Here is a 24,873-nt window from a genome sequence, read left to right as displayed (position 1 = left end):
TCAAATGAAAAGACTTTTGTCGATTATATGTATTATCGTAAGTGCTTTTGTATTGATGGCAGGCTGCAGAACCAAGGACACGGAACAAGTGGATGAGAATTCGAAGGATGTGAGCTCGTTGAAAGCCATTGAAGGTAGGTGGGAAGGAGATATAAAGATTCCAAATCAACCTCTTCCAATCATTGTTCATTTCACGGGGAAAGATGGAACGATAAGTATTCCTGTACAAGGATTGAACGAATTCCCCTTAACCAGTGTAAAGTTAAGTAATTCAGACTTGTTTTTTAATATGAAAATGCAAAATCAGCAAATAACGTTTGATGGGAAAGTGGATAAGGAAAAGATTTCAGGAACATTTGTTCAGAAAGGGCAAGAGTTCCCCTTCGAATTGCTTAAGAAATCCGATCAGGCAGTTGAAGAGAAAGAATCAGGTGAAATTGTGCAGGCTGACTTACAGAATGGAACAATTAATGGCCTTTTAGAAACACCCAAAAATGAAGGACCTTTTCCTGTGATGATTATAATTGCGGGTTCGGGACCGACTGATAAAGACGGGAACACCATGGCAATGCCCGGGAAAAATAATAGTTTAAAAATGTTAGCCGAGAGTCTTGCAGAAAAAGGTATCGCAAGCATTAGATATGATAAGCGCGGAATTGGCGAAAATATGCAATTGGCAGGAAAAGAAGCGGATCTGAGATTTGAACAATATATTGATGATGCAGCTGCTTGGGTTCAATTTGCCAAAAAGGATGGCCGTTTTTCCAAAGTCGGCATCATCGGCCATAGTGAAGGTTCTTTAATTGGAATGGCAGCTGCCAAGAAATCAGAGACAGACATATTCATTTCATTAGCTGGTGCAGGCGAACCTATTGACCAAGTACTTATTAAACAGCTTGAAGAGCAACTGACACCGACGTTATTAACGGAGTCCAAGGATATACTGTCAAAACTAAAACAAGGAAAACAAGTCGAGACTGTCAGTGCAGACTTGCAAAGTGTATTCCGTCCTTCTGTTCAACCTTACATGATTTCTTGGATTCAATATAATCCGATCGAATTTGTAAAGGAACTGAATATCCCTGTTCTAATCGTAAATGGTAATAGAGATATTCAAGTGGCGCCAACTAATGCAAAAGCGTTACATAAGGAAAAAGGCGATTCTGAGTTACTTATACTCGAAAAGATGAATCATGTATTGAAAGAAGCTCCTGCAGATCGAGAGGGAAATCTAGCAACCTATACAAATCCTGAACTACCATTATCCCCTGGATTGGTGAATGGCATCGTTGAATATTTAAACAAACATGACATCTCCAATGATGACGATCATTGAAATGATAATTGAGGATTGGCTCTCCGGAGGGATTGTAAAGATAATCAAATGATCCTCGTGCCTCCGGTATTAGGTAAATAAGGAGATCAACAATGAAGATTTTAGCACTAAAATTACCAATTAATTTGAATGAAAATACTTATGAAGAAATGCTCCATTTGTTACCTAAACAAAGACGATTAAGCATACACAAATTACAAAAGAAAAATGATAAATACCGTTCTTTATTTGGGGAGCTATTAGCAAAGTGGTTCATAAGTGACATTTTAAGAAAACCATTTCAAAATATCCACTTTATTTTAGATAAACATGGGAAACCCAATCTAGTAGGAGGAAGAATTCACTTTAATATTACCCATTCAGGTGATTGGGTTGTTGTTGGCATTCATAAGGATCCCATAGGTGTTGATATAGAAGAAGTCAAAGATTTTAACATCCATGAAATTACCAAAAGTACTTTTAGCAGTAAAGAATTTAGCTATTTCATTAAATTACCCAAAGCTAAACAAATCGATATTTTCTTTAAAATGTGGACGCTGAAGGAAAGCTGGTTAAAGTGTATAGGTACGGGGTTTTTGGTTTCCCCAAATACTTTTTCAATCTTGAATGGAAATAATCAATATAGTTTAGAAATACCAACAGAGGAAATTTTAAAACTAAAAACACTAGGTGTAAAAATTACAGATATGTCTAACTATCTTTTTAAGTCGTATCATCTTAGCCCTGGATATCCCATAAGTGTTTGTATTAATAACAGAAATGAAGATCATTTAGAATTCCCGGATAATATCGATATTATAAAATTGACTAGTTTAATAAATGGGTTAAAAGCACTTTAAATAACCTTATATAACTATGTAGAAATAAAAAAAACAAAAGGCAGTAATTCTGCCTTTTGTTTTATATTTTCTCCGTGATACTCTGTCCCACTTTTGAATTATTCTTCTTACTCATTACCACTCACAAAAGAGCTAAGAATGCTTTTATAACAGGTCAATGTCATTATTCGTCCTTTTCTAAACATAGGGCATGGCATTGTTACAATGAATAAAAAGGACAAATGACAAAAAAGTTATTTTGGTGTTTCATGAAGCCTTCTTTATGGTAATTGAATGCCTTGTAAATAACTGAGGCTTTTTAGAAATATCGAGAGAGTACAAGGAAATGATTAGTGAGCTAAATTACTTTTATATGTGATTAAGTAAGTCTTCTAATTCAATCAGGAATCGACTTTTTCTACTTCTTTGAATATGTGAAGTTCCAGAGTGTAAGGAACATCCTTTATTGACCTTATGGAGTAAATGATTAAAACCAAGAGAACTGAAGAATACACCTTTCGGCCCGAGCATTATTAATTTTTGGGAGCAAAGCGCTTATTGCGACTTTCTACTTATTTTTTCTCAGTTAGTTTCCGATAGGTTGGGGAAATTGATATCTCTTTCGGCAAGGCTGTGATCACCGTAAATGGAACAGGACTCATGGACTGTAGTCGTGAGCTATACAGACCGTTTGTTATCAGGTCATTTAATGCCGAAGCAACACATCATTCCAAAATAAAAATATATTCTATCGAGGTAATTGTTGAAAATATTGTCCACTTAAAATAGCCCTCCTTCATTTACATGATGACATTCACCTTGGCGAACGATCCCCTTTCAACAAAATCCACTTCAAAAAAACACTGTTAGGTAATCTAACAAAGTGGGAGATATTGTATAAAATCATTAGTATAATTGATGAAATTACATTAAGAAAGGAAAGATCATTATGCAAATGTTTATACATGCCTTAAAAAAGAACACTACATGTATCTTTGAAATCATTTATCTGTATATACTGTTCTTTTTTTCAGAACTACAAACTACTACTGCAAGCTTATTAAAAATAAAGTAGCGAATTATGTAATTAAAACCTCTTGAATAAACTTATGATAAAAGATCCTCTAGTTCCGAACATTCCCTAACGATAATTTTTTTTCATCTCCAAAGTCAAAACTTTCAACAGTCAAAACAGCCATTTTTCACGCTTTGTATGTACGATCCCTCAAGGGCGAAAAGACAATCTCTTTGCTGGATCCAGATCAATAAGCTTGGAAATCCGACTAGCGTTTTAATAATTTGACTAAGCCCTGCTGTGACTCTAGTCTAAACAACCTGACTAGAAATGCAGCTGATCCCCTTTTTTCAACAGGAAATAATTCTATCCATCATCCCTATTGAACTACCGCTTACTGGCCGTGAAACAGTGTGGAAGAAGTGTGTTTCCACACTGCAACTCACGGTTCATGTTTTCTACTTGTTGTACTAACTCTTTGAGTACGACCTGCAACGCTTACTAATAACTTAAAAATCCCCCTGGTTCAGCTTACTACTACCCCCCTTTAGTAAAATTTTAGATGCAAATTACATATCATAGAATGTCGCCACTCTGTTCAAATTCATCAACATAAACGATATGCCCATATCCTGGAGGGTAATTTTCGGTTTTTATCTTTGAAACAATGGTTTGAATATCACTTGGATAAAGATGTACTTTTCAATTGAAAAACATAAGTTCATCAAAAAGGGACAAACTGTATTTGAAAAAAGAAAGGAGATGTGAGACATGACAAAAAAAATTAATAAAGGCAGCCGTAATCAAAATTCACCGCAATTACATGGACAAGTTCCTGTTAGTGGTGACAACAGTAAAGGAAATAAAAGAAATAAAGATCAGAGCTCTAAAACAGAGTAATTAGATGAAACAAACCGGCCAAATTCAGACCGGTTTGTTTCATTTATAGATAATCTTCTTTGTTATTGTTTAGAAAGCGATCTAAATGATTTATTTCCTTCAAGTTGAAGATTAATTTGGTTCCCATGGATTCTCACCAAAAAGGGAGACTCGCTGAATTACCATGTGCACTGGACACCCTTTGATTTCAAAAAAGTCCCATTCTGTATCAGTCTACATAATCAGCGTTATCCGAACTGTAAATATACCCCTACAAAACAGCCCCCAAATTGTGGAGGACGGTCGGTTTTCATAAACTTATCTGATGTTAATTACTCTTGAATGGTTAGTATTCATGTTGATTGGCTATTCGATTCATTTTGTATTAAAACCTTGTGCTATACTGTTTTTGTCTCCAAAACATCATTATCCTTATGAGTATAAGTAATGTTTTTTGTCATCCGACTAACCACCACTAATACTGCAATGTTAACAAATAGCGCGATAATTCCTACATTCAGGTCTTTAATTGCTTGAGGAAGATAAGGAAACAGTTGACCAATTTTTATGTTCCCTAGTTCCATAATAGAGACTAGCACGCCTCCTGTTATAATCCCGGCGAATGCTCCTTGTTTGGTTACAAAATTCTTTCTCATCAAACTTGCGAAAAAGGCAGGAGCAAGTTGTGTGATAAAATTATAGGCGATTAAAGCGAGACTAAAGAGGGAATTTCCACCTTTAAAGGTCAAGTAAATCCCTACGAGCGAAATTAGCGGAACCAAGTATTTAACCAGTTTTGCAATCTGATTTTCCGTTGCTGATGGAGTGAATACGCTATATACATTTTTTGCGAGCAATGTTGATATTGACATCAACAGCATAGAGCTTGGCACTAAAGCGGCTAACACGCCAGTTCCACCAATTAAGCCCACAAACCATGGATCAAAATCCTGTTTAGAAAGTTGCAGCAAGATAAGATCGGCTTCGCTGCCTTTTAATCCAGGCGTCTGTAAGATAGCTGCAAATCCGACAAAAAAGGCAAACAACAAAATCAATTGGTACATTGGCATTAGGATTGCATTTTTTCTTAAAGCTTTTTCGCTAGAGGCGGCATAAATAGGAGAAAACCCGTGCGGCCACATATAAAATCCAATCGAACTTAATATAACGGTTGATATATACCACGAAACGCTCATTCCTTTATCCGGAAGTATGGTATAGTTCGGCTTTGCACTTTCAATGGCCTCATACATAGGTTGAATACCTCCATAATAATGAAGAGGGAAATAAACTCCTAAAAATACGACGATGCCAAGAATCAGAATGTCCTTCAAAATAGCTGTCCTGGCAGAACCGTTAATACCGGAGACCATTACAAAAATGGTTACACCAATTGCTCCAACCCAAATGGCAGCTGTAGAGGAGATTGCGCCATATGATGTTGCAGAAACGATATACCCTAACCCCTTCAATTGCAGGACTAAGTAGCAAGTACAAGCTATAACACCAATAACCGCAACTAGCACACCAAGATAAGGACATTGATATTTTTTTACAAAAAAATCAGATTGGGAAACTAATCGGTGTTTCTTTGCATACCTCCAGATAGCAGGAAATGTCCAGTAGGAGATGACTGTTGCCAGGCAGCCGTATGATACGATACTAAAGATGGACCCCCCTTCCCCATAAGCCGAACCACTTGCCCCTAAAAAGGTAAAGGTAGTATACATTTCACCTGCGGACAAGAGGAAAATCAGTAGGGTTCCCATTCCGCGTCCTCCAACCGACCATTGCTCTAAGTTCATTTCTTTCCCTTTTTTAGCCTGAATACCAATCAAAACAGAAATGACGAAAAAAAACAGGATGAAAAACACGGCAATATTCATTTTGAATCTCCCTCCTGATTAGCAGGATCAAATAGATAGATAATCCCCATAATACCTGTGGTTAGCACAGACCAGAGTACAATCCAAAAGTGAAAAAATGGCATTCCAAGTACATAGGGAGTCACTTTATTTGTAAACAAAGCGCCTACAATAAATCCAAGAAACGGGATAATTCCGAGCCAATATATTTTTTTCATACGCTCAACCCCCTAGTATGATAGATTTAACACTTTAAAAGTCCCGTGAACAAATAACTTCACCCCATATTGTAAAGCCTGTTCATCGAAAGTGAATTGGGGATGATGGTGAGGATGAATAATCTCTTTTTCTTCATTACGAGCTCCTATTACAATATAAGATCCCGGAACTACTTTTTGAAAAGCAGAGAAGTCTTCACTTCCCATAATTGGCTTTAAAATCTCTCGACTTTCTTCACCAAATACTTCACAGACCATTTCGTCCATCAATCGAGTTACGTCTTCATCATTAATGGTAGGAGCATAACCGAACTGATAATCGATTTCATAAGTAGCTCCATGCGCTTCAGTAATTCCTTTTACAATCCGTTCCATAAAGGTTGGAATCTTTTCCCTCAGTTCCGGATTAAAGCTTCGAACGGAGCCTCCAATGCTTACACTACTTGGAATAACATTAATTGCACTTCCCGCATGGAACTGAGTCACTGAAATAACAAGAGCGTCCTGTGCATCTTGATATCTCGAAACAATGTGCTGGAGATTTGATACCACCTGAGTTCCAATTGCTATGGGATCAATGGTTAGTTCGGGCTGTGAGGCGTGCCCTCCCTTACCCACCACGGTAATGTTAAAAGTATCAGCACCAGCCATCATCGGACCGTAACTCAAACCAATTTTCCCTAAAGGAAGAGTCGACAAGAGATGAGTGCCAATGATCATATCTACTCCATCAAGCACACCGGCCTCCACCATCTCTCGGGCTCCACCCGGCGGCAGTTCCTCAGCATGTTGAAATAAAAAACGTACCTCCCCTTTAATTTGATCCTTTAACTGGGTAAGAATCTTTGCCGTGCCAAGCAGCATCGCCGTATGTCCGTCATGTCCGCAAGCATGCATCACTCCTGAATTCTGTGACACAAAGTCAAAATCATTCTCTTCTTCAATTGGAAGCGCATCCATATCTGCCCGCAGTGCAATAACCTTCCCAGGCTGCCGGCCAATCAAACGAGCCATTATACTCGTTTTTGTTGGACGTGAAATTTCTAATTCACCAAAAGTTTGTAGCGTTTCATAAACAAATTGTGCTGTTTTTCCCTCCTGAAAAGACAGCTCCGGATGCTTATGTAAATATCTTCTCCAAGCAATCACTTCATCTTTAACAGTCTCGATTAAATCATGAAACATCATCGTTTGAGACACCCACTTCAACCCCTTTTTCATTCAATTTACATAACAACCATTAATTTAGGATAGTTTAAGGAAAAAATTCCTTAAATAGATTATAATCTCACGCGGTTTTTATTTCAATATTTTTTGAAAATTCCAAACCGTTTTTTCGCACTGAATCCAATTGTTGAATTTTTCGATACTTTGATATGCGACATGAAGTAATAAAAAGGCACCCAAATTATGGGTGCCTCAGTTTGTAGACAAAAGGGGTTCGGAATTAAAAAATTCCGAACCCCTTTTTGAGATTCCCTTTGAATTTTTGCCTGAAGTTAGGAGATTGGGGCTCTACGAGCCCACTATGTTAGGCCATTTTTGGACCTCGCCATGTCCAATTGGCCATCTTCTTTAAATTAATGGCAGCGAAAGTAAGCATCGCCTGCATCGACAATTTTTTAAGTCCCCTTAAAGTTGTCCAACGCATACCATGCTTTTCTTTTGCATCTGCGAATACACGCTCAATCGTTTCTTTACGTTTCGCATATATAGTTTTTACATCTTGATGATGACGCAGATGATCTGCTTCTTCCACATGTGTTTGCCAAATATGCCGTGTCACCACTTTTTGATGGTCTTTGCTTTCTGTACACTGAGATAAAAATGAGCATGTCGCACAAGTGTGTTTGGGTGATTTATACTCGCGATAGCCCTCTTTATTGGTTGTTGAGTACTTTAATAGCTCTCCCGAAGGACAAAGGTAACAATCAAAATGTTCATCGTATACATAGTCCTGTTTGCGGAAAAATCCTTCTTTGGTGCGAGGACGTGTATAAGGTAAAGCCGGTATGATTTCTTTGTTAAATAGGTAGCTTGTAATCGCTGGTGTTTTATAAGCTGCATCTGCGGCAACGGCTTCCGGTTTTCCAACTTTCTCAATCACTTGTTCAACTAGTGGCTCTAAGATCTGACTGTCATGTATATTTCCAGGTGTTACAATCGTTCCCAATACAAAACCGTTGCGGTCTGCGGCCGCATGGAATGAATAGGCAAACTGTTTTGTTCGTTCATCTTTCACATAGTAGCCACTCTCAGAATCCGTTGTACTTTCTTTAATCTCTTTGGTCTCTTCTTTATCAAATTTATCTGATGGAAAAGGCTTCTTTCCATGTTTTTCACGATCTTGATTGATTTCTTCTTGAAGACGCCCTTGATACGCTCGTGTTTCTTTACGAACGATTTTCTTTTCAAATTTCCTTTTATTCGCACTGGCTTTCACATGTGTGGAATCCACGAAAACGTGTTCAGCACTTATTAACTTTTTATTAGCAGCTGTCATTAAAATGCGATAGAAAATCTGTTCAAACAGGTCTGTATCTTTAAAGCGTCGCTCATAATTTTTCCCGAACGTAGAGAAATGAGGTACTTTATCATGGAAACCATAGCCTAAGAACCAACGGTAAGCCATATTGGTTTCAACTTCTTCAATCGTTTTACGCATGGAACGAATACCGAAGGTATATTGAATGAATGTCAGTTTAACTAAAATAACTGGATCAATACTTGGGCGTCCTACCTCTGAATACATCTCTTTCACCAAGTCATAAATGAAAGTGAAGTCAATGGCAGCCTCCATTTTACGAACCAAATGGTTCAGTGGCACCAGTTGATCTAACGTAATCATTTCAAGTTGATCTCGCTGAATAGAATCATGTTTAGAAAGCATCCTCATCACCTCAAGTTTTAATACTTCTATTTTAAAACAAAAATGACTCCAGGCAAAAGTGTTTATCTAAAAGGTAAGACAAAGTTGATTGGAACGGAAGGTACGAGACTCCTGCGGGAAAAGCGCGTCTAGGGGAGACCCCGCAGGCGAAAGCCGAGGAGGCTCCCCGACCGCCCGCGGAAAGCGAGTGCCTGGAGTGGAAAATCAACGGCCAAATTGTACAACTCATAAAAAATAGACAAACTCGATTTTCATCGAGTTTGTCTACAGTCTGAGGCACCCAAATTATGGGTGCCTTTAATTTATAATAATCGATAAATTTTACTCGGCCTTCCACGGGTGGCGTTAGCCTCTTCACCAATGCATTGTGCCAAATCAACTTCGCACATATCCGCAACAATACGCCGTACATTGCGCTCTGTCATCTCAAGATGTGTCGCTAATTCCTTTGTTGTAAACTCACTCCAGCCCATTCTTTGAACGAGAGCCGATATCTTTTTATACGTTTTAACACTGATATTCCCCTTTTTTAACTTTTCGATAAGGAGTTTATTATGTGTCCGGGCAGCATATTGCAGTTCTTTCTTTTTGCCTGGTGATTCGATAATCTTACCATCATCTTGAATAATCACAATTTCACGCTTCTTCATCTCTTTTGAATGTTGAATAGCACGAAAAGCATTAATTTCCGCCGAATAGGCAGTTTCGCCGAAGCCAATACCAACGGCAACGGTTGTATCTGCTTCAAAAGCCAATCTTTGAATGGTATCTTCGAGCGTAATGATTTCTCGTTCAATTGCGCCGCGAGAACTAAAGATCATGTATCTTCCATTCCCTTTCTCTGAAAAGGAACCATTTATTTTTTCACCAAGTTTAATTAACATCTCTTTTAGCCGAAGCTCCAAGTACTGTAAATGATAAGGAGTTTTCATTTCCTCTGCCACTTTGTCAAAGTGTTCAACTTCAATGATCTCCACTCCGATTTGTGTATCCTTAAAGTAGGAAGTCTTTACTTTTTCAGAAAGAATTCGAAGCGTTTGCCGCACTTCCATCTTACTCATCGACATACGGTAGGCTGGAATGCCATATTCCCTTAAAACTTCACACACAGACGGAAAACAAGAAAAAGCGCCTTCTGTCTTTCCCTCATTCCATAAATTCAAGTGAAAATGAACCAATTCATCCGTATCAGCATCTGTCTCAAACACTTTCGTATAAATCTTTTTGGTTTTTATATTCAACTGTGACAAAGCTTCTTCGCTAATATTATTTGAGGACATAGTGTCGATACTTAGATGCTCAATGATTTTCCCTTGTTCGTAGATCAACTCTAAAAAGGATTTATAAAAACCTGATTCCGTAGCAGGAACATGGACCATTATTTTATCTGTACCTAGTGTTTTTTTTGCAATTTCATAGGGAAGTGGACCAGAAAAAAGCCATGCATGTACGTGAGAATCATATTCTTTTACAATATTATCCACCTCTGCGGTCTTTACATAAGGCAATGAGATGAATTCCAACTCATGTTTATATTCTTCTGCCAAAACTAAAATTTGTTCTATAGAAGTTTCTAGACCGACTAGTCCGATTTTATACATCCAGTAATCGACTTCCTTTATCATCTGTAATATATTCATTGTTCTTTGTAGAATATCCTAGTTTAACGTACGTCATGTTAGTGTAATGCTAATTCTTCTGCTACTTTTGCTCAATTTGTATTGATTCCTGTTTAAAAGTTGTTTTGTTACTCTTGATCATATCAGAAGCAAAAAGAAAAGTATGATAGAAATGAAATATATAGCTGTATTCACACCTACTCCGACTTCTCCCTTTTATACCATTTTATCATGCAACATGAAGGAAAAATACGTTGTATACGCTATTCAAATGATCCACAACTACTTTTGAATTCCAGCACATATAATCCATTTCTACAAACAAGAGCCTCGATTTTCAACTGAAATCGAGGCCTTCCAATCAATAAATATAAATTCTAGACTAGGTCTTGTTAATCCTCGTTGGAAGAGAACGAAAACGTGGATGCTCGGCAAGGATAGAGCCCCTCATCTGTTTGACGACAGGATGTTCTGACGAAAAAAACTGATTTTTAGAATCGTAAAGCTCGATTAATTCTCCTTTTTCCAGTACACCCAAAGTATCAGCGATTGAATAGGCCGCTTTAATATCGTGTGTAATAAAAAGATAAGATAAGCCGAAGTCTTTTTTTAACTCACTTAATAATTCTAAAATTATAGTTTGATTAACCATATCCAGACTACTTACGGATTCGTCTAAGACGATTAGCCTTGGCTTAAGAGAGATTGCTCTAGCAATATTAATTCTTTGCAATTGTCCACCGCTAAATTGGTGGGGATATTTTTTCAAATCCTTCTCACTCAGGCCTACTCTTTCCAATAACTCAATAACGGTTCTTTTTTGTTCGGCTACGGTTAGTTTTTCATAGTTTTCTAATGGCTCGCCTATAATATGCTCGGCTGTCATTCGTGGATTGACAGATGAATACGAATCTTGAAAGACGACTTGTAGATCTCGGCGTATCTTTTTTCGAATAAGCTTGTCAGCAGTATAAATATCATGCCCTTGAAACAGAACTTGTCCTTGCTGTGGACGTTCTAAGCCAAGAATCACTTTTCCTAATGTGCTTTTTCCAGCTCCACTCGTCCCAAGTAGTCCTAAACATGTTCCTTCGTCAATAGAGAGGGAAATGTCAGTGAGTACTTTTTTTGAATGGTCTTTCCATTTTAAAAAAGTATGAGAATTATAGCTATGAGTTACTGCTTTTACTTGTAATAAACTCATTTGTTCACCCCTCAAAAGAATGCAATTTATATATCACAACATATGGGTGATAGGTTCTTCATGATTTAAGATAAGGCGGGCATTTAGCAGTTTCTTTGTATACTCATGCTGTGGATTATCAAATAATTCAAATACATTTGCAGTTTCTACAATTCTGCCATGTTGCATAACGACTACATCATCTGCCATTTCAGAAATGACTCCCAGATCATGAGAAATGAGTAAAATGGATGTTCCATATTCAGAACGAATTTTATCCAAGTGGCGAAGTACTTGTAATTGGTTATGAACGTCGAGTGCAGTTGTCGGCTCATCAGCAATAATAACGGAAGGATTTAAACATGCTGCTACCGCAATCATCACGCGTTGAAGCATACCTCCACTCAATTGAAAAGGATAGCTTTTTAATAGTTTCGCGGGATCTGGCAGGTTTACATTCTGCATCGCATCGATGGCAAGCTCTTTTGCTTGTTTTTTATTCAATGAGGTATGTGACCTAATCGTTTCGATAAATTGATTGCCGATTGTAAAAACAGGCGTAAATGAATTCATCGGATTTTGCATAATGAAGGCAATATCCTTGCCACGAATTTCACGTATTTCTTTATCGTCTAAACCATTCAATTCTCGTCCTTGGAGGGTAATGCTTCCTTCAATCGTCGTTGTTTTCCGATCAAGAAGCTGCAGAATGGACATACTCGTAACGGTTTTACCACTCCCACTTTCCCCAACAAGCCCCAGTACCTTCCCTTTTTCCAGTTCAAAATTAATATCCTGAACGAGGGTGGAAGCACCATCTTTTGTTTGTACCTGTACATGTAGATCGCTCACTTTTAATACATTCGACCGTTCTGTTCTCAATCTTCTCATTCCTTTTTATTAACGACGTTTGACTCCAAAACGTTCTGATAGCGCTTCGCCTAATAAATTGAAGGTGACGACAACGAGCATAATCATCAAACCTGGATATAGCATTAATTCTGGATTCGTCCGGATATACGATTTCCCCTCATGAATCATTGCTCCCCATTCTGGAGTAGGGGGTTGCACACCTAAACCTAGAAACGACATGGCGGATATATCCATGATGGCCCAACCCATTTCCAATGTACCCATAACAGCTAGCGGTGGGAGAACATTTGGAACAATATGTTTCTTTATTATCTTCCATTGAGAAGAACCGCTTATTTTAGCTGCCGCAATATAGTTTTGTTCTTTCAGACTAAGTACCATTCCTCGGAAAATTCTCGCATAATACACCCATTGCACAAGCATCAATGCTAAGATGACCTGTTTAAGGCCAGGTCCCAATATACCAACAAGTCCAAGAATGAGCAAAAGATTCGGAAATGCCATAACACCATCACAAAGTCTCATTAGCACCTGGTCCACCCATCCACCTTTATAACCAGCAATGGTTCCAACAATCAAACCGATGCCTAAAGATGAAATAAAGATTAATGTGGCAAATCCTAACGAAATGCGAGCTCCATATAAGATGCGTGATAACGTGCATCTCCCTAAATGATCAGTTCCCAATGGATACTCAAAGGAAGAGGGCTGTAGTTTATTAGCTAAATTGACAGCAATGGGATCATTAGGTGCAATCCAAGGAGCCAAGATGGTTATGATAAATAGGAAACTCAATATTATCGAACAAAGGACAATCACTTTCTGACTTCTCATCATAATGCGAAGACTTGTTATCATTGACGTTGCCCTCCTTTTCTGGAGATGCGTGGGTCGATGCACATTTGAATAAGGTCAACAATCAAGTTGCTAAAAATGAATAGTCCCGCTGCTAAAAGCACATAGCATTGAATGACAGGAACATCCCGATTAAAAATAGCTTCAATAAAATAACGACCAAATCCTGGCCAGGAAAAGACCGCTTCGACAATAATGGTTCCAGTCAGTAGCTTTCCTAAATTCATCCCTAGTCCAGTAATCATAGGAGATATGGCTATTCTCAATACATGTTTTCCCATAATCACTTTTTCATGAATCCCTCTTGTACGAGCAAAAAGGATATAAGGTTCCTGTAAATTTTCAAGAACACTGGCACGTAACAATCGAGTATACAAGGCTATTAATGGCAAAGCTAAAGTAACGGAAGGGAGAACCAGATGTTGCAACGTTCCGATTCCTTCAACAGGAAATAGGTCGAGTTTAACAGAAAAGAAAAAAATCAATAAATAACCAAGCCAAAAAGAAGGGATGGATGCCCCGAAAAAAGAGAGAATTCGACTAAAATGGTCAATACCACTGTTTTTCTTTATGCCTGCCAAAAATCCAAGAGGGACACTGACCAGGACCGCTAATATAATGCTACCTAAAGCTAACTGAATGGTCGCTGGCATTCGATATGTAACCTCGTCCCAAACAGGTTTATTCGAAACATAAGATATGCCAAAATCAAATTGGCATATCTTAATGATAGAGTTTACATATTGAACATGGAGGGGTTGATCTAAGCCAAACTCATGTCTTTTCTGAGCCAATATCTCATCTGTAGATTGGATATGTGCTGCAGATAAATATGCCTCAGCTGGGTCCACGGGTGAAAGGTGAATCATTCCAAACGTTAGAAGAGTGGCCAAAAGAAAGATGGGAATGATGGCCATAATTCGTTTCAAGATATAAGTTCCCATGAAAGCCCTCCTGTATCTTACTACTTGATGCTAATTCCTGTGAATGGATGTTCATCCCGGTTAGCAGGGAATGTGAAATTTGATACATCTTTTTGATAAACAGCTATTTTCTTAATATAAGAAATAGGTACAATAGCTCCTTGGTCTTGCAGTGATTCCAAAATAGTCGAGTAAAGTTCTTGACGTTCCTTTTCATCTGTTGTTCTAGGAACATCAGCAATTTGTTTTAACAACTTATCTTTGTTCGGATAAGATGAAATGGCTTCGTTAAATCCAAATCCTTCTGAACCAACGATGTTTACGAAAGTATGAGGATCATAGGGTGCGCCATAGTTACTAAAGAAATTCAATTCAAATTCATTAGCTTTGAATCTTTGAATTTGTACCGTAAGCTCAACTCCAACGATATTTAATTTAACACCCAGTGCCGCCCACTCAGATTGTAATGTTTCGGCCATTGCTTTTTGAATCGATTCTGCAGAGTCGTACATTAACTCTATTTCAAGTGGTTTTCCGTCTTTCTCACGAACGTTTTTTCCTTTTGGCAGCTTCCATCCTGCTTCATCTAATAAAGCTTGTGCTTTTTCAACATTATAATCAATCGCTGTTACATCAATGTCTGAAGTATACGGGAAGTTTGTCGGTAAAATAAAATCTGCCTTCTCTTCCAACCCAGAAGTAACTCCTTCAACCATTGCTTTTTTATTAAATCCATATTGTAACGCCTGACGAACACGTATATCTGAAAGCTGATCTTTCTTCGTATTCATAACTAGTTGTCTTGTCGCAACCGGCTCAGAAATACTAGTCTCATAGGTACCTGTTGTTTCTAATTGTTTGAACGAATCTAGACTGATAACCCCTTCACCATAAATAAGGTCTAGGTCTCCTTTTTCAAAAGCAAGAACTCGGGTTTCAGCATCAGGAATGATCTTGACTTTGATTTTCTTTACTTTAGGGAGCTCACCCCAATAATTTTCATTGCGTTTGAAAATAGCATATTCATCTGCTTTATATTCTTCCAAAATCCATGGACCTGTACCGACTGGTTTTGTAACGCCTTTTGAAGTGTCACCATCTTTAGGGAATCCAGCATCACCTAAGAAACGGACTGGACGAACGACGGCTAACTCTTGAATAGTAGGATAATATGGCTCCTTTAATGTTAGTTTAAACGTGTTTTGGTCAATTACCTCCGTTTGATCCACTTTGGGAATAAAGCCCAACCAACTATGTAAATCAACATTCTTCAATATAGCATCAAAGTTCTTTTTCACAATTTCAGCATTAAAGCTTGTACCGTCAGAAAATTTCACATCTTGACGCAGGTTGAACGTATATTCCTTCCCATCCTTGGAAATTTCCCAAGATTCAGCTAAATGTGGTTTCAGCTCGCCTCCATCTTGGTAGCTAACCAAAGGTTCATATACCATCGATTGAGCGAATAATTGAGAAGGATTATAGACATGCGGATTCATTTCACCTATATCTCTAGGCCAAGCAAAAGTAAGCATGTCTTTACTGTCTTTATTTGAAGTTGAATTTTCTTTTGATTCATTTGTACATCCAAGTAAAAGCGTTGATAAAATTAAAACGATGGCAGATATAAATAACACTTGTTTGCTGTTTCTTCTTTTTGACATAACATTGGTGCCTCCAGTACCATATTGAGAATCATTTTCAATTCTAAAGAGTAACTATATTATTGTCAATATAATGTCGAAACTCTAGAATAATATGTTTTGTTAGAAACATAGAACCTCAATATCCTTTTCATTTATGAATGATGATGCTACTCCAAATAATATATATATGAATTCAATCTCGCTTTGGAGAGTCTTCACTCCTTGTTAATGTTGTCCTTTTTTCAGCATATCCCCCCACCCCGCAGATTATCTGTTATCTCCAAGCCTTCTTGCAAAAGTTGATTTTCCGACACCCGCGGACACTCCGATAACCATGATTCATTCCATTGATATCCCCGTTTCCTCACCTTATTTATTAAAATGACCAGTAAGCTTACCAAATACATATCACTATTCACCACTTTTAGTTCCATAAGAAAAGGCGACCCTTCTTAATGAAGAATCGCATCAGTTAATTGAGAGAAAAAATGAATGGTTACTTCGGTGCACTGGCCTCTTAAGAAAGGCTTTGTTTTTTCTCTATTAAATCAGTTGCCCTAAATGTTTCTTTGCCTCGTAATCAACAAGTTTTTCATCCTGCTTAATTCGTGTTAGATAATCCGGGTTGGCGATAAGCGGACGTCCGATTGCCGCAACATCAATGATGCCTTTTTCCAGTGAAGCTTCTGCTGTTTCAGGATCAAGCCCCCCCACTCCAACTATTATTCCATCCCAGTGGCTGCGTACCAATTCATGCATGGTTAATCCTCTTGCAATCGGTTTGGTGAATTCCATCGTGGACGGGTGGATCATTGTGACTCCTGTTTCTTTAAACGCTTCAATAAATGTTTGGATCGCTGTTTCAGGATCTTCCCACATGTAAGACGGCTGGTCAATTTTCAAAGCTGAGAAACGAATAAGGGTACGATCCACTCCAACCGCATCAATAACCGCGTTTAGCACTTCCTTCATAAAGGTCAGACGCTGTTTTAAATTACCACCGTACCGATCGGTCCTTTTATTGGAAGTGTCGGAATTGAACTGGTCTATTAAGTAGCCGTGTGCGCCATGAATTTCAACGCCGTCAAAGCCAGCATCCATCGCATTCTTAGCAGCTTGTTTATATTGGTTCACCACTTCTTCAATATCCGTCTCTGTCATTTCTTCAGGAGTATCAAAAGGTTTTCCGAATCGTGAAACCTTTCCTTCAGCAGCGATAGGAGAAGGAGCCTGCGGAGGAAGTCCTCCTGCAATTTCATGGTGGCTTGCACGGCCAACATGCCAGATTTGCGCTATGATCGTTCCGCCTTCAGCGTGTACAGCTTCCGTTACTTTTTTCCACCCGTTGATTTGCTCTTGTGTATATATTCCGGGAACTCCAGGATTGCCCTTTGCTCTTGGTGAAATCACTACACCTTCAGTAATGATAAGTCCGATTCCATCTTGAGCCCGTTTTCGGTAATATTCTACGGTCAGGTCATTTACAACACCGGTTTCGTTATCGGCAAACGACCGTGTCATAGGAGCCATTGCCGTTCTTGTTCTTAAGTTCCATGCACCTATTGTTACAGGTTCAAACATTTTAGTTTTTATTGTATTCATTTGAATTCCTCCTGTTAACCGCTTTATTGAGCTGACTTTTAGTAACTATTATTGTGTAAGATTATCCGATAAGTGGTTAATTTTCAAATAATTCACTCTGATCTTCATAGTTTTTGATAAAATATGGTAATAAAGACCAGTAAAAACGATTTTACCCTTATGGTATTCTTGTTAACTTTTAGATATTAAGGAACAGGATAGCACAAGAATGTTTATAAGGACTGGACATAACCTTATTAAAAATAAAAAAGATGGGGTGTTTTTATGTGGAAACGACAAATGGTTGAAACAAGCCGTGGAAAGTTCGAGGTCTTTGTCCAAGGAGAAGGTGAACCTGTTTGTATCACTCATTTATATAGCGAATTTAATGAACTTGGCTATTATTTTGCTGATAATTTTGTAAGTGATTTTAAAGTTTATCTTGTAAATTTAAAGGGAGCGGGAAACTCTTGTAATGCAGAGTCAGACGAAGAAATGAGTATGAGTCAAACAGTTATGGATTTGGAAGCTATTAGGGAAGCATTAGTATTGGAGCGATGGAGTTTTGCAGGACATTCAACTGGAGGAATGTTAGGGTTGGTCTATGTAACATCATTTCCTAATACCCTTTCAAAGTTAATGGTCGGAGGGGCAACTGCTACAAAAAAATATATGGAACACGAAGGAAGTATGTATAGCCCCAGTAGTTCACTTAACAAGAGGTTGAAAGAGATATTCTCTATTTTGAAGTCTCCGGATACCACTATTGAGGAAAGAAGATCTGCCAATAGAGAATGGACAGATATGTCTTTATACAATATTGAAAAAAAAGCTGAATATTTTCAAAGACCTTCCAGTGGCAAAGTAGTACATAGAAGGTTAGATTACTTTTCTTTTAATGACCTACCTAATTTTGATTTACAAAAAGAACTATCAAAAGTTAGAATTCCCACCATTGTTTATTGTGGACGACATGATGCACAATGCCCTTTAGTCTTCTCAGAAGAAATCGATGCTGGATTGATGGATTCGAAACTTTATATCTTTGAAGAGAGTAACCACTTCCCTTATTTAGAAGAAAATGCGAAGTTCCTTAATATGGTTTCGGATTTTAGAAGAATAGAATACAAAACAGTGTAACTAATGGGGCGTAAAAAATTATTAAGTTCTTTTAAAGCACCAATATCCTTTTTCAAACAAAAAAGCCAGACAGAGAAAATCTTTTCCCTGCTGGCTAATTTATCTTTTTCCATTAATATATCTTATTAGTCTCGTGCAGTTCTGATAAAAAACGATACGATCAAGCCAATGATTGCTAGGACAAGACCAAAAATGAAGGCATCTTGAACGCCTGCAGTCAATGAACCGCTAATGGCAGATGGATCGAACGGATCTTCTGCATTTGCCATATAATTTTTTTGTGATGCTGACATGATGGTAATGGCAACGGTTGTACCGATGGCCCCCGATACTTGTTGCAATGTATTCATTAGAGCCGTTCCATCCGGATAAAGATTTTTCGGCAGTTGATTCAGGCCATTTGTTTGGGCTGGCATCATGACCATCGAAACACCAATCATAAGGAGAGTATGCATGACGATTACCATAATGATCGATGTTTCAGTCGTTACGTTCGTCAAAGTCCATAACATGACAATCATGATAATGAAGCCTGGGATCACTAATCCCCTTGGTCCGAACTTATCAAAAATGCGCCCCGTAACCGGAGACATGATACCATTAAGCACTCCACCAGGTAAAAGTACGAGCCCAGCAGAAAACGCAGCTAATGCAAGCCCGGTTTGCAAGTATAACGGTAAGAGAATCATGGATGACATGATGATCATGAAGGTGATGAAGACGGTTATTAACCCTATCGTGAACATCGGATATTTAAAAACGCGCAAGTCAATCATCGGTTTATCCATGTTGAATTGTCTTACAGCAAACAGGAACAGCGCTATAAGGCCAACAATGATCGAGGATAGAACTATCGCATTATTCCACCCTTGCTCTCCAACAATACTAAAGCCATAAACAATTCCACCAAAACCAATGGTCGATAAAATAATGGATGGTACATCGATTTTAGGTTTGGTGATTGTTGAAACGTTTTGCATATACTTGAGACCGAATAGTAAAGCGATCACAAAGAACGGCAAAGACACCCAGAAAATGTAATTCCATTTTAGATTTTCAATAATCAAACCTGAAACTGTCGGCCCGATGGCTGGGGCAAACATGATCACCAGCCCCATCAATCCCATCGTCGCTCCCCTTTTATGAATAGGGAAAATCAATAAAATGGTATTGAACATGAGGGGCAATAAAAGACCCGTTCCGATTGCCTGGATGACACGGGCTAGCATCAAGATGCCGAACCCAGGTGCAATTGCTGCAATGAGCGTCCCAATGATCGAGAACACCATTGATGCAATGAATAATTGACGGGTATTGAAGCACTGAATCAAGAGTCCCGAAACGGGAACCAATATCCCCAATGTCAATAAGTAACCCGTTGTCAGCCATTGCACGGTGGAAGGACTGACATTGAATTCCTGTATTAAATCCCCCAGCGCCATGTTTAAAGCCGTCTCGCTGAATAACCCAATGAACCCTGCAATTAAAAATGCAATTAAAATGGGGGTCGTTCTAATGACTGGGTTTTGTTGCTGTCCTGCATCTGTAGACATAAAATGATTCCTCCAATTACTAACTGTTCGACCTAAGCTTATAATAATTTTTCCCGATGAATTATTTATTTATCAGCAATAATGGTATCTGTTCCGCAATGGCTTGGAGAGGTTCCCCGTTTTTCGCCGTTAAGGATAAAAGGATACCTCCTTCAATTAAAGCATTAATTACGATACTCAATTCCTTTGACCGTTTCTCACTGTATTCCGCCTCGAGTAATTTCTTCACATAAATGGATTGCCAATCTTCTATCGCTTCTTGACAGGCCGTTCTTATCTGCTCACTCGTAGTATATGTTTCCGCTGCAATCGTCCCGATTGGCAGTCCTAATAGATTTTCACTATCACCAAAAACCTCGGATAATTGAAAAATATGAGCCTGAATGGCTTTGATAGGGTCTTCTATTTCATCAAATCCCCGTCGAATTTCATCTATCACGAATTCTTTTGTATGATTAATCGCCTCTATCGCCAATTCCTCTTTGCCTTTCGGAAAATAATGATACAGCGAACCTTTTGGGATACCACTTTCCTCAATAATGTCCTTAAGCCCTACACCATAATATCCACGTATTCGAAAAAGCCGGGAAGCAGCTTCAATAAGAATGTCTTTAGAGTTTCGTTTTTCTGCCATAGCTGGATCACTCCTTGAAATTATATCAACCGGTCTATTAGCACTATACTTGCATATCATTGTTTTGTCAAAGATGACAGCTTTTGAGTGGATGGGATTACTAATGAACCCATTTGAAATAATTTTACAACAAAAAGAACACCTCATATTGGTGTTCTCTGCAAGTTTAAAGAATAGAGGAAATCAATACCTTCTATATTGTACCCAGTATTTATTAAACGCTTCCAATTATCAAACACATCGGCCTTTCTTTTCAAGGATTCTTGTCATGATTTTTGAAATCAAGAATAGCAATTACAAACATGCCAAAGCTTAGCATCAGGGAAATAACTTCGAAAGTACCCATTCACATCGCCTCCTTACATCCAGCTTTTCCTGATCGGAGATTGTCCTATACAAGGAAAAACATGAATCAGAAACTTTTAATCAAAAAAAGAGTAAACCCAATCAGGGTCTACCCTCCTACTTCAGTCATATCATTTAAATATCTAAAGTTCCCATTCTTGAGAACTTCCTTTTCAAATAAACCATTCCTGTTAATAACCCAGTTTTTTTTCCACAACGTTCATTAGTGGTTCACCTTCAGAAAAAAGTTTTAAATTTTTCAGGAATAACTCCATCACACGATCTTGGTGTTTGGAAGAGTTATAAGCATTATGTGGGGAAACCATGACATTTTCCAGCTGCCAAAAAGGGTGATCCCCAGGTAAAGGTTCTACTTCAAACACATCGAGCGCCGCTCCTGCTATGTGCCCATTGCTCAAGGAATCGATTAAATCTTCATCCACAATCGTATTACCCCGGCCGACATTAATTACATAGCTGCCTTTTTTCATTTTATTTAAGCGTTCTTTATTAAAAAAATACGAGGTATCTTTCGTAAACGGGAGTGCCAATACAACAAAATCGGACCTAGAAAGGACTTCATCCACTTGATCCATGCCCATTATCAAATCAGCAGGTTCATATTCGTCGTTCCTCTTGGCGGGATTCCGGCGGCACCCAATAACCGTCATACCTAGTGCTTTACATCTCTTTGCTATCTCATAGCCAATATCACCATACCCAATTATCCCAACTGTCGCATTTTCAAGATCTTTCACAGGAATTTCAACCCAAGTTTTGTTTATTTGATTTCTGATCATTGCCGGCACACCTCTTGCTAACGAAGATAGCATCGCAATTGTATGCTCGGCTATCGGGACAGATGTGCAGCCTTTGACATTGGTGATGATGACATCGCTGTTTTGTATATCTTCAGTCAGCATGGCCTCAACTCCAGCACTGTCTGAATGGATCCATTTAATCCTTGGAGCATTTTTTATAATGTTAAGATTATCATGAAGCCCCAGCGTATAAAGGACATCAAACTTTGATAGATCAACTGTTGGCTGTGGTTCAGGTTCGCCGAATTCCCATGGCTCGACAACAACTTCTGAACAAATCTCCTTAAACTCGTTGATGTATTTTTCCGGTATATCGACCCTTATATAAAGTGAAGGTGATTTTTTCTTGGAAGCGGACATAATAAAACCTCCTCAAGAACCCATGTTAAATGTGAATGCGATCATACCATAGCGTGCTTTATGATCAATTCAAGAAATCTGGTTGCTCTTTTCTGATTCTGTCCCAAAGAGGCTGAAAACTCAACCATCCCTCATATTCCGTTCCCGTTTGTTCTGCCGTTAGCTTTGCATACTCTTCTTCAATAAAAATGGGCTTACCTACAGATTCAGCCATTATCTGTGCTTGACATGAACGCTCCATCGTTATGAACCACCAAGCAGCTGAATCTACAGATTGACCCACCGTTAACAATCCATGGTTGCGGAGGATGACAGCTTTGTATTGACCTAGAGCCCTGGCAATGCGTTTCCCTTCTTCAGATGCATAAACCACACCAGTAAAATCATCAAATAATGCATGGTCATTGTAAAATTGGCAGGCATCTTGCGTAATCGGATCTAACAGTCTCCCTAAAGAAGACCATGTCTTTCCATATACCGAATGAGCGTGTGCCGCTGCAATGGCATCCGGTCGTGCTTTATGAATTTCCGAATGAATGGCAAAGGCAGCACCATTTACTGAATGTTCACCCTCTACAATTTCACCTTTATGATTTACCAATATCAGATCTGAAACGGAAATTTGACTAAAGTGCATCCCAAACGGATTGACCCAGAAATGGTCTGTATATTTAGGATCACGGACCGTAATGTGGCCAGCTATCCCTTCATCGAATCCAAACTTTGAAAAAAGACGGAATGAAGCTGCCAACCGTTCTTTCCGGTGATTACGTTCTTCTTCCATAGTATTGAATGTTGCGGGTTGCAGGGAAATTGTCTTTGTCATTATTCTTTCCTCCTCGATCTTTTTCCTTTTTTTGCTGACCAATCAATTAGCCATGGTATCCATGTCAGCTTTACCCTTTCCATCTTGCTTGACTTCACTTTTGTTCTCGTTATTTTTATTGGAACTTAAGAAAGTAAGTACAGTAATGACGACAAAACTAGTAGCAAGCCCGTACAGAATTGGTTGTGTGGAGGAAGGTCCATTAATCACCAATCCCACAATAATAACGACCATGCTGGCCAGAATGGAGTAAAATGCGGCTGTAGCCGTGACCCTCTTCCAAAAGAAGCCAAGGATGATCGGAAAGAACACAGCACCGGATAAAATTGCGTAAGCTACATCCAATGCAACTAAAATATCTTGAATCCATATCGAAACGATTATGGTCAATACACCAATCGTTAAAGTTGTAATCCGGGATGTTTTTAAAAATTGTCGTTCACTCATTCCTGGACCGATATATTTTTTTATGATGTCATTAACAACTAAAGTGGAAGAAGCAAGCAACGTTCCTGAAGCTGTAGACATTAGGGCAGATACCACACTCGCAATGACAACCCCCAATAGACCAGCAGGTAAAGTTTCCATCGCTATGCTAGTAAATGCATTTTGTGGATCTCCTAAATTAGGAAGGATAATAAAAGCGCACATTCCAATTATACTGATTGCAATCGCATAAAAAACACTATATATTCCTGCTCCAACCGTTCCGCCACGAGATATCGCTTTGGTTCGTGCGGTAAAAAGACGCTGCCAAATATCTTGTCCAACAACAACCCCTAGAGTAAATAATAAGAAGTATTGAAAAATTGTCTCTCCGCCAATATTTCCTAACTCGAAATGTGATGCAGGGAGATTTTCCTTAAGCGAGCCCCACCCTCCTGCCTTAGAGACGCTCATTGGAAGCATGATAAAGAAAATACCGATCGTCATGATGACAAATTGCACGACATCAGTCATGGTGACGGACCACATACCTCCTAATATTGTATAAAATAAAACGATCCCACCCCCGACTATCATGGAAACCGTTAAATTCCAGCCTGCCAAAACATGTAATATCGTCCCCATCCCAATCACTTGCGTTACAGTCAGCATGAATGTATAGATGACAGAGACCAGGGCACTGATCAATCTTGTTTGAGAATTGTAGCGCTTCTCAAGCATCTCACTGATCGTCAGCACTTTTAAATCAAATATCTTATTTGTTAAAAACAACCCGATAGCAATAATACCGAGACCGATCATCACCACTAGCCAAATACCGGATATCCCAAACTGATAACCTAACTTTGCTGTTCCTAGAGTAGAAGCACCCCCTAATATCACAGCAGCTAAACAGGATAAATACATAAAATGACCCAGATTACGCCCTGCTACAATGAAATCATCTGCTGTTTTTGCCCGTTTGGACCCGATTACTCCCACAATGATTAAAACAGAAAAATATAGAGTCATGATCGATATATCCAAAATATGCATTTACACATCTC

The 24,873-nt window shown here is 38.6% G+C and carries 21 protein-coding genes; 4 read left to right on the top strand and 17 right to left on the bottom strand.

What is annotated here, in order from left to right; all coding sequences use genetic code 11:
• The first annotated feature begins 4 nt into the window (after nt 1–4).
• The 3 genes from QUF78_RS05275 to QUF78_RS05265 all read left to right on the top strand — a co-directional run bounded on the left by QUF78_RS05275 (nt 5) and on the right by QUF78_RS05265 (nt 4,069).
• Entirely contained in the window at nt 5–1,336 is a 1,332-nt protein-coding gene (locus QUF78_RS05275; protein WP_289323846.1) for an alpha/beta hydrolase family protein, read from the top strand.
• Between the two features lie 92 nt (nt 1,337–1,428).
• Nucleotides 1,429–2,175: a 4'-phosphopantetheinyl transferase family protein gene (locus tag QUF78_RS05270; protein ID WP_289323845.1), complete on the top strand. Its 747-nt coding sequence runs from the start codon at nt 1,429–1,431 to the stop codon at nt 2,173–2,175.
• Nucleotides 2,176–3,940: 1,765 nt separating this feature from the next.
• The gene (locus QUF78_RS05265) at nt 3,941–4,069 is read left to right on the top strand and encodes a hypothetical protein (protein WP_289323844.1); all 129 of its coding nucleotides are present in this window, start codon (nt 3,941–3,943) and stop codon (nt 4,067–4,069) included.
• Nucleotides 4,070–4,446: 377 nt separating this feature from the next.
• Here the strand turns inward: QUF78_RS05265 and QUF78_RS05260 are convergent, their stop codons facing one another.
• The 11 genes from QUF78_RS05260 to QUF78_RS05210 all read right to left on the bottom strand — a co-directional run bounded on the left by QUF78_RS05260 (nt 4,447) and on the right by QUF78_RS05210 (nt 17,722).
• The gene (locus tag QUF78_RS05260; protein ID WP_289323843.1) at nt 4,447–5,934 is read right to left on the bottom strand and encodes a sodium:solute symporter family protein; all 1,488 of its coding nucleotides are present in this window, start codon (nt 5,932–5,934) and stop codon (nt 4,447–4,449) included.
• Nucleotides 5,931–6,131, bottom strand: coding sequence for a DUF3311 domain-containing protein (locus QUF78_RS05255; protein ID WP_289317800.1), 201 nt, complete (start codon nt 6,129–6,131; stop codon nt 5,931–5,933). The genes QUF78_RS05260 and QUF78_RS05255 overlap by 4 nt, the downstream gene beginning before the upstream one ends.
• A 12-nt stretch (nt 6,132–6,143) precedes the next feature.
• Nucleotides 6,144–7,319, bottom strand: coding sequence for a M20 family metallopeptidase (locus tag QUF78_RS05250; protein WP_483313879.1), 1,176 nt, complete (start codon nt 7,317–7,319; stop codon nt 6,144–6,146).
• A 343-nt stretch (nt 7,320–7,662) separates the two neighbouring features.
• Nucleotides 7,663–9,021 (bottom strand): IS1182 family transposase, encoded by a 1,359-nt coding sequence (locus QUF78_RS05245; RefSeq protein ID WP_289323635.1) that lies wholly within the window; start codon nt 9,019–9,021, stop codon nt 7,663–7,665.
• A 302-nt stretch (nt 9,022–9,323) separates the two neighbouring features.
• On the bottom strand, nt 9,324–10,622 hold the full coding sequence (locus QUF78_RS05240) for a helix-turn-helix domain-containing protein (RefSeq protein ID WP_289327234.1): 1,299 nt from the start codon (nt 10,620–10,622) through the stop codon (nt 9,324–9,326).
• A 400-nt stretch (nt 10,623–11,022) separates the two neighbouring features.
• Nucleotides 11,023–11,844, bottom strand: coding sequence for a nickel import ATP-binding protein NikE (nikE, locus tag QUF78_RS05235; protein ID WP_289323842.1), 822 nt, complete (start codon nt 11,842–11,844; stop codon nt 11,023–11,025).
• Between the two features lie 33 nt (nt 11,845–11,877).
• A complete protein-coding gene (gene nikD / locus QUF78_RS05230; RefSeq protein ID WP_289327233.1) occupies nt 11,878–12,705 on the bottom strand; it encodes a nickel import ATP-binding protein NikD in 828 nt (275 codons plus the stop codon).
• An 18-nt stretch (nt 12,706–12,723) separates the two neighbouring features.
• Nucleotides 12,724–13,554: a nickel ABC transporter permease subunit NikC gene (gene nikC, locus QUF78_RS05225; protein ID WP_289323841.1), complete on the bottom strand. Its 831-nt coding sequence runs from the start codon at nt 13,552–13,554 to the stop codon at nt 12,724–12,726.
• Complete coding sequence (nikB, locus tag QUF78_RS05220; protein ID WP_289323840.1) at nt 13,551–14,495, bottom strand: nickel ABC transporter permease subunit NikB; 945 nt, start codon at nt 14,493–14,495, stop codon at nt 13,551–13,553. Before nikB ends, nikC begins: the two co-directional genes overlap by 4 nt.
• A gap of 20 nt (nt 14,496–14,515) precedes the next feature.
• Nucleotides 14,516–16,138 (bottom strand): nickel ABC transporter substrate-binding protein, encoded by a 1,623-nt coding sequence (gene nikA / locus QUF78_RS05215; RefSeq protein ID WP_289323839.1) that lies wholly within the window; start codon nt 16,136–16,138, stop codon nt 14,516–14,518.
• A 525-nt stretch (nt 16,139–16,663) separates the two neighbouring features.
• Nucleotides 16,664–17,722: an alkene reductase gene (locus QUF78_RS05210; protein ID WP_483313828.1), complete on the bottom strand. Its 1,059-nt coding sequence runs from the start codon at nt 17,720–17,722 to the stop codon at nt 16,664–16,666.
• A 264-nt stretch (nt 17,723–17,986) separates the two neighbouring features.
• On the opposite strand from QUF78_RS05210, the gene QUF78_RS05205 reads away from it, so the two are divergent.
• Complete coding sequence (locus QUF78_RS05205) at nt 17,987–18,841, top strand: alpha/beta fold hydrolase (RefSeq protein ID WP_289323838.1); 855 nt, start codon at nt 17,987–17,989, stop codon at nt 18,839–18,841.
• Between the two features lie 125 nt (nt 18,842–18,966).
• Here the strand turns inward: QUF78_RS05205 and QUF78_RS05200 are convergent, their stop codons facing one another.
• The 6 genes from QUF78_RS05200 to QUF78_RS05175 all read right to left on the bottom strand — a co-directional run bounded on the left by QUF78_RS05200 (nt 18,967) and on the right by QUF78_RS05175 (nt 24,862).
• A complete protein-coding gene (locus QUF78_RS05200; protein WP_289323837.1) occupies nt 18,967–20,394 on the bottom strand; it encodes an MDR family MFS transporter in 1,428 nt (475 codons plus the stop codon).
• Nucleotides 20,395–20,455: 61 nt separating this feature from the next.
• The gene (locus QUF78_RS05195; RefSeq protein ID WP_289323836.1) at nt 20,456–21,028 is read right to left on the bottom strand and encodes a TetR/AcrR family transcriptional regulator; all 573 of its coding nucleotides are present in this window, start codon (nt 21,026–21,028) and stop codon (nt 20,456–20,458) included.
• 253 nt (nt 21,029–21,281) lie between these two features.
• Nucleotides 21,282–21,374: a putative holin-like toxin gene (locus QUF78_RS05190; RefSeq protein ID WP_220126990.1), complete on the bottom strand. Its 93-nt coding sequence runs from the start codon at nt 21,372–21,374 to the stop codon at nt 21,282–21,284.
• 190 nt (nt 21,375–21,564) lie between these two features.
• A complete protein-coding gene (locus QUF78_RS05185; protein ID WP_289323835.1) occupies nt 21,565–22,554 on the bottom strand; it encodes a D-2-hydroxyacid dehydrogenase in 990 nt (329 codons plus the stop codon).
• A 64-nt stretch (nt 22,555–22,618) separates the two neighbouring features.
• On the bottom strand, nt 22,619–23,380 hold the full coding sequence (locus QUF78_RS05180) for a class II aldolase/adducin family protein (RefSeq protein WP_289323834.1): 762 nt from the start codon (nt 23,378–23,380) through the stop codon (nt 22,619–22,621).
• 42 nt (nt 23,381–23,422) lie between these two features.
• Nucleotides 23,423–24,862: a sodium:solute symporter family protein gene (locus QUF78_RS05175; RefSeq protein WP_289323833.1), complete on the bottom strand. Its 1,440-nt coding sequence runs from the start codon at nt 24,860–24,862 to the stop codon at nt 23,423–23,425.
• Nucleotides 24,863–24,873 lie beyond the last annotated feature (11 nt).

This window comes from Peribacillus sp. ACCC06369 (assembly GCF_030348945.1).
Classification (GTDB): domain Bacteria; phylum Bacillota; class Bacilli; order Bacillales; family DSM-1321; genus Peribacillus.
This window is presented reverse-complemented; position numbering and strand designations above follow the sequence as displayed.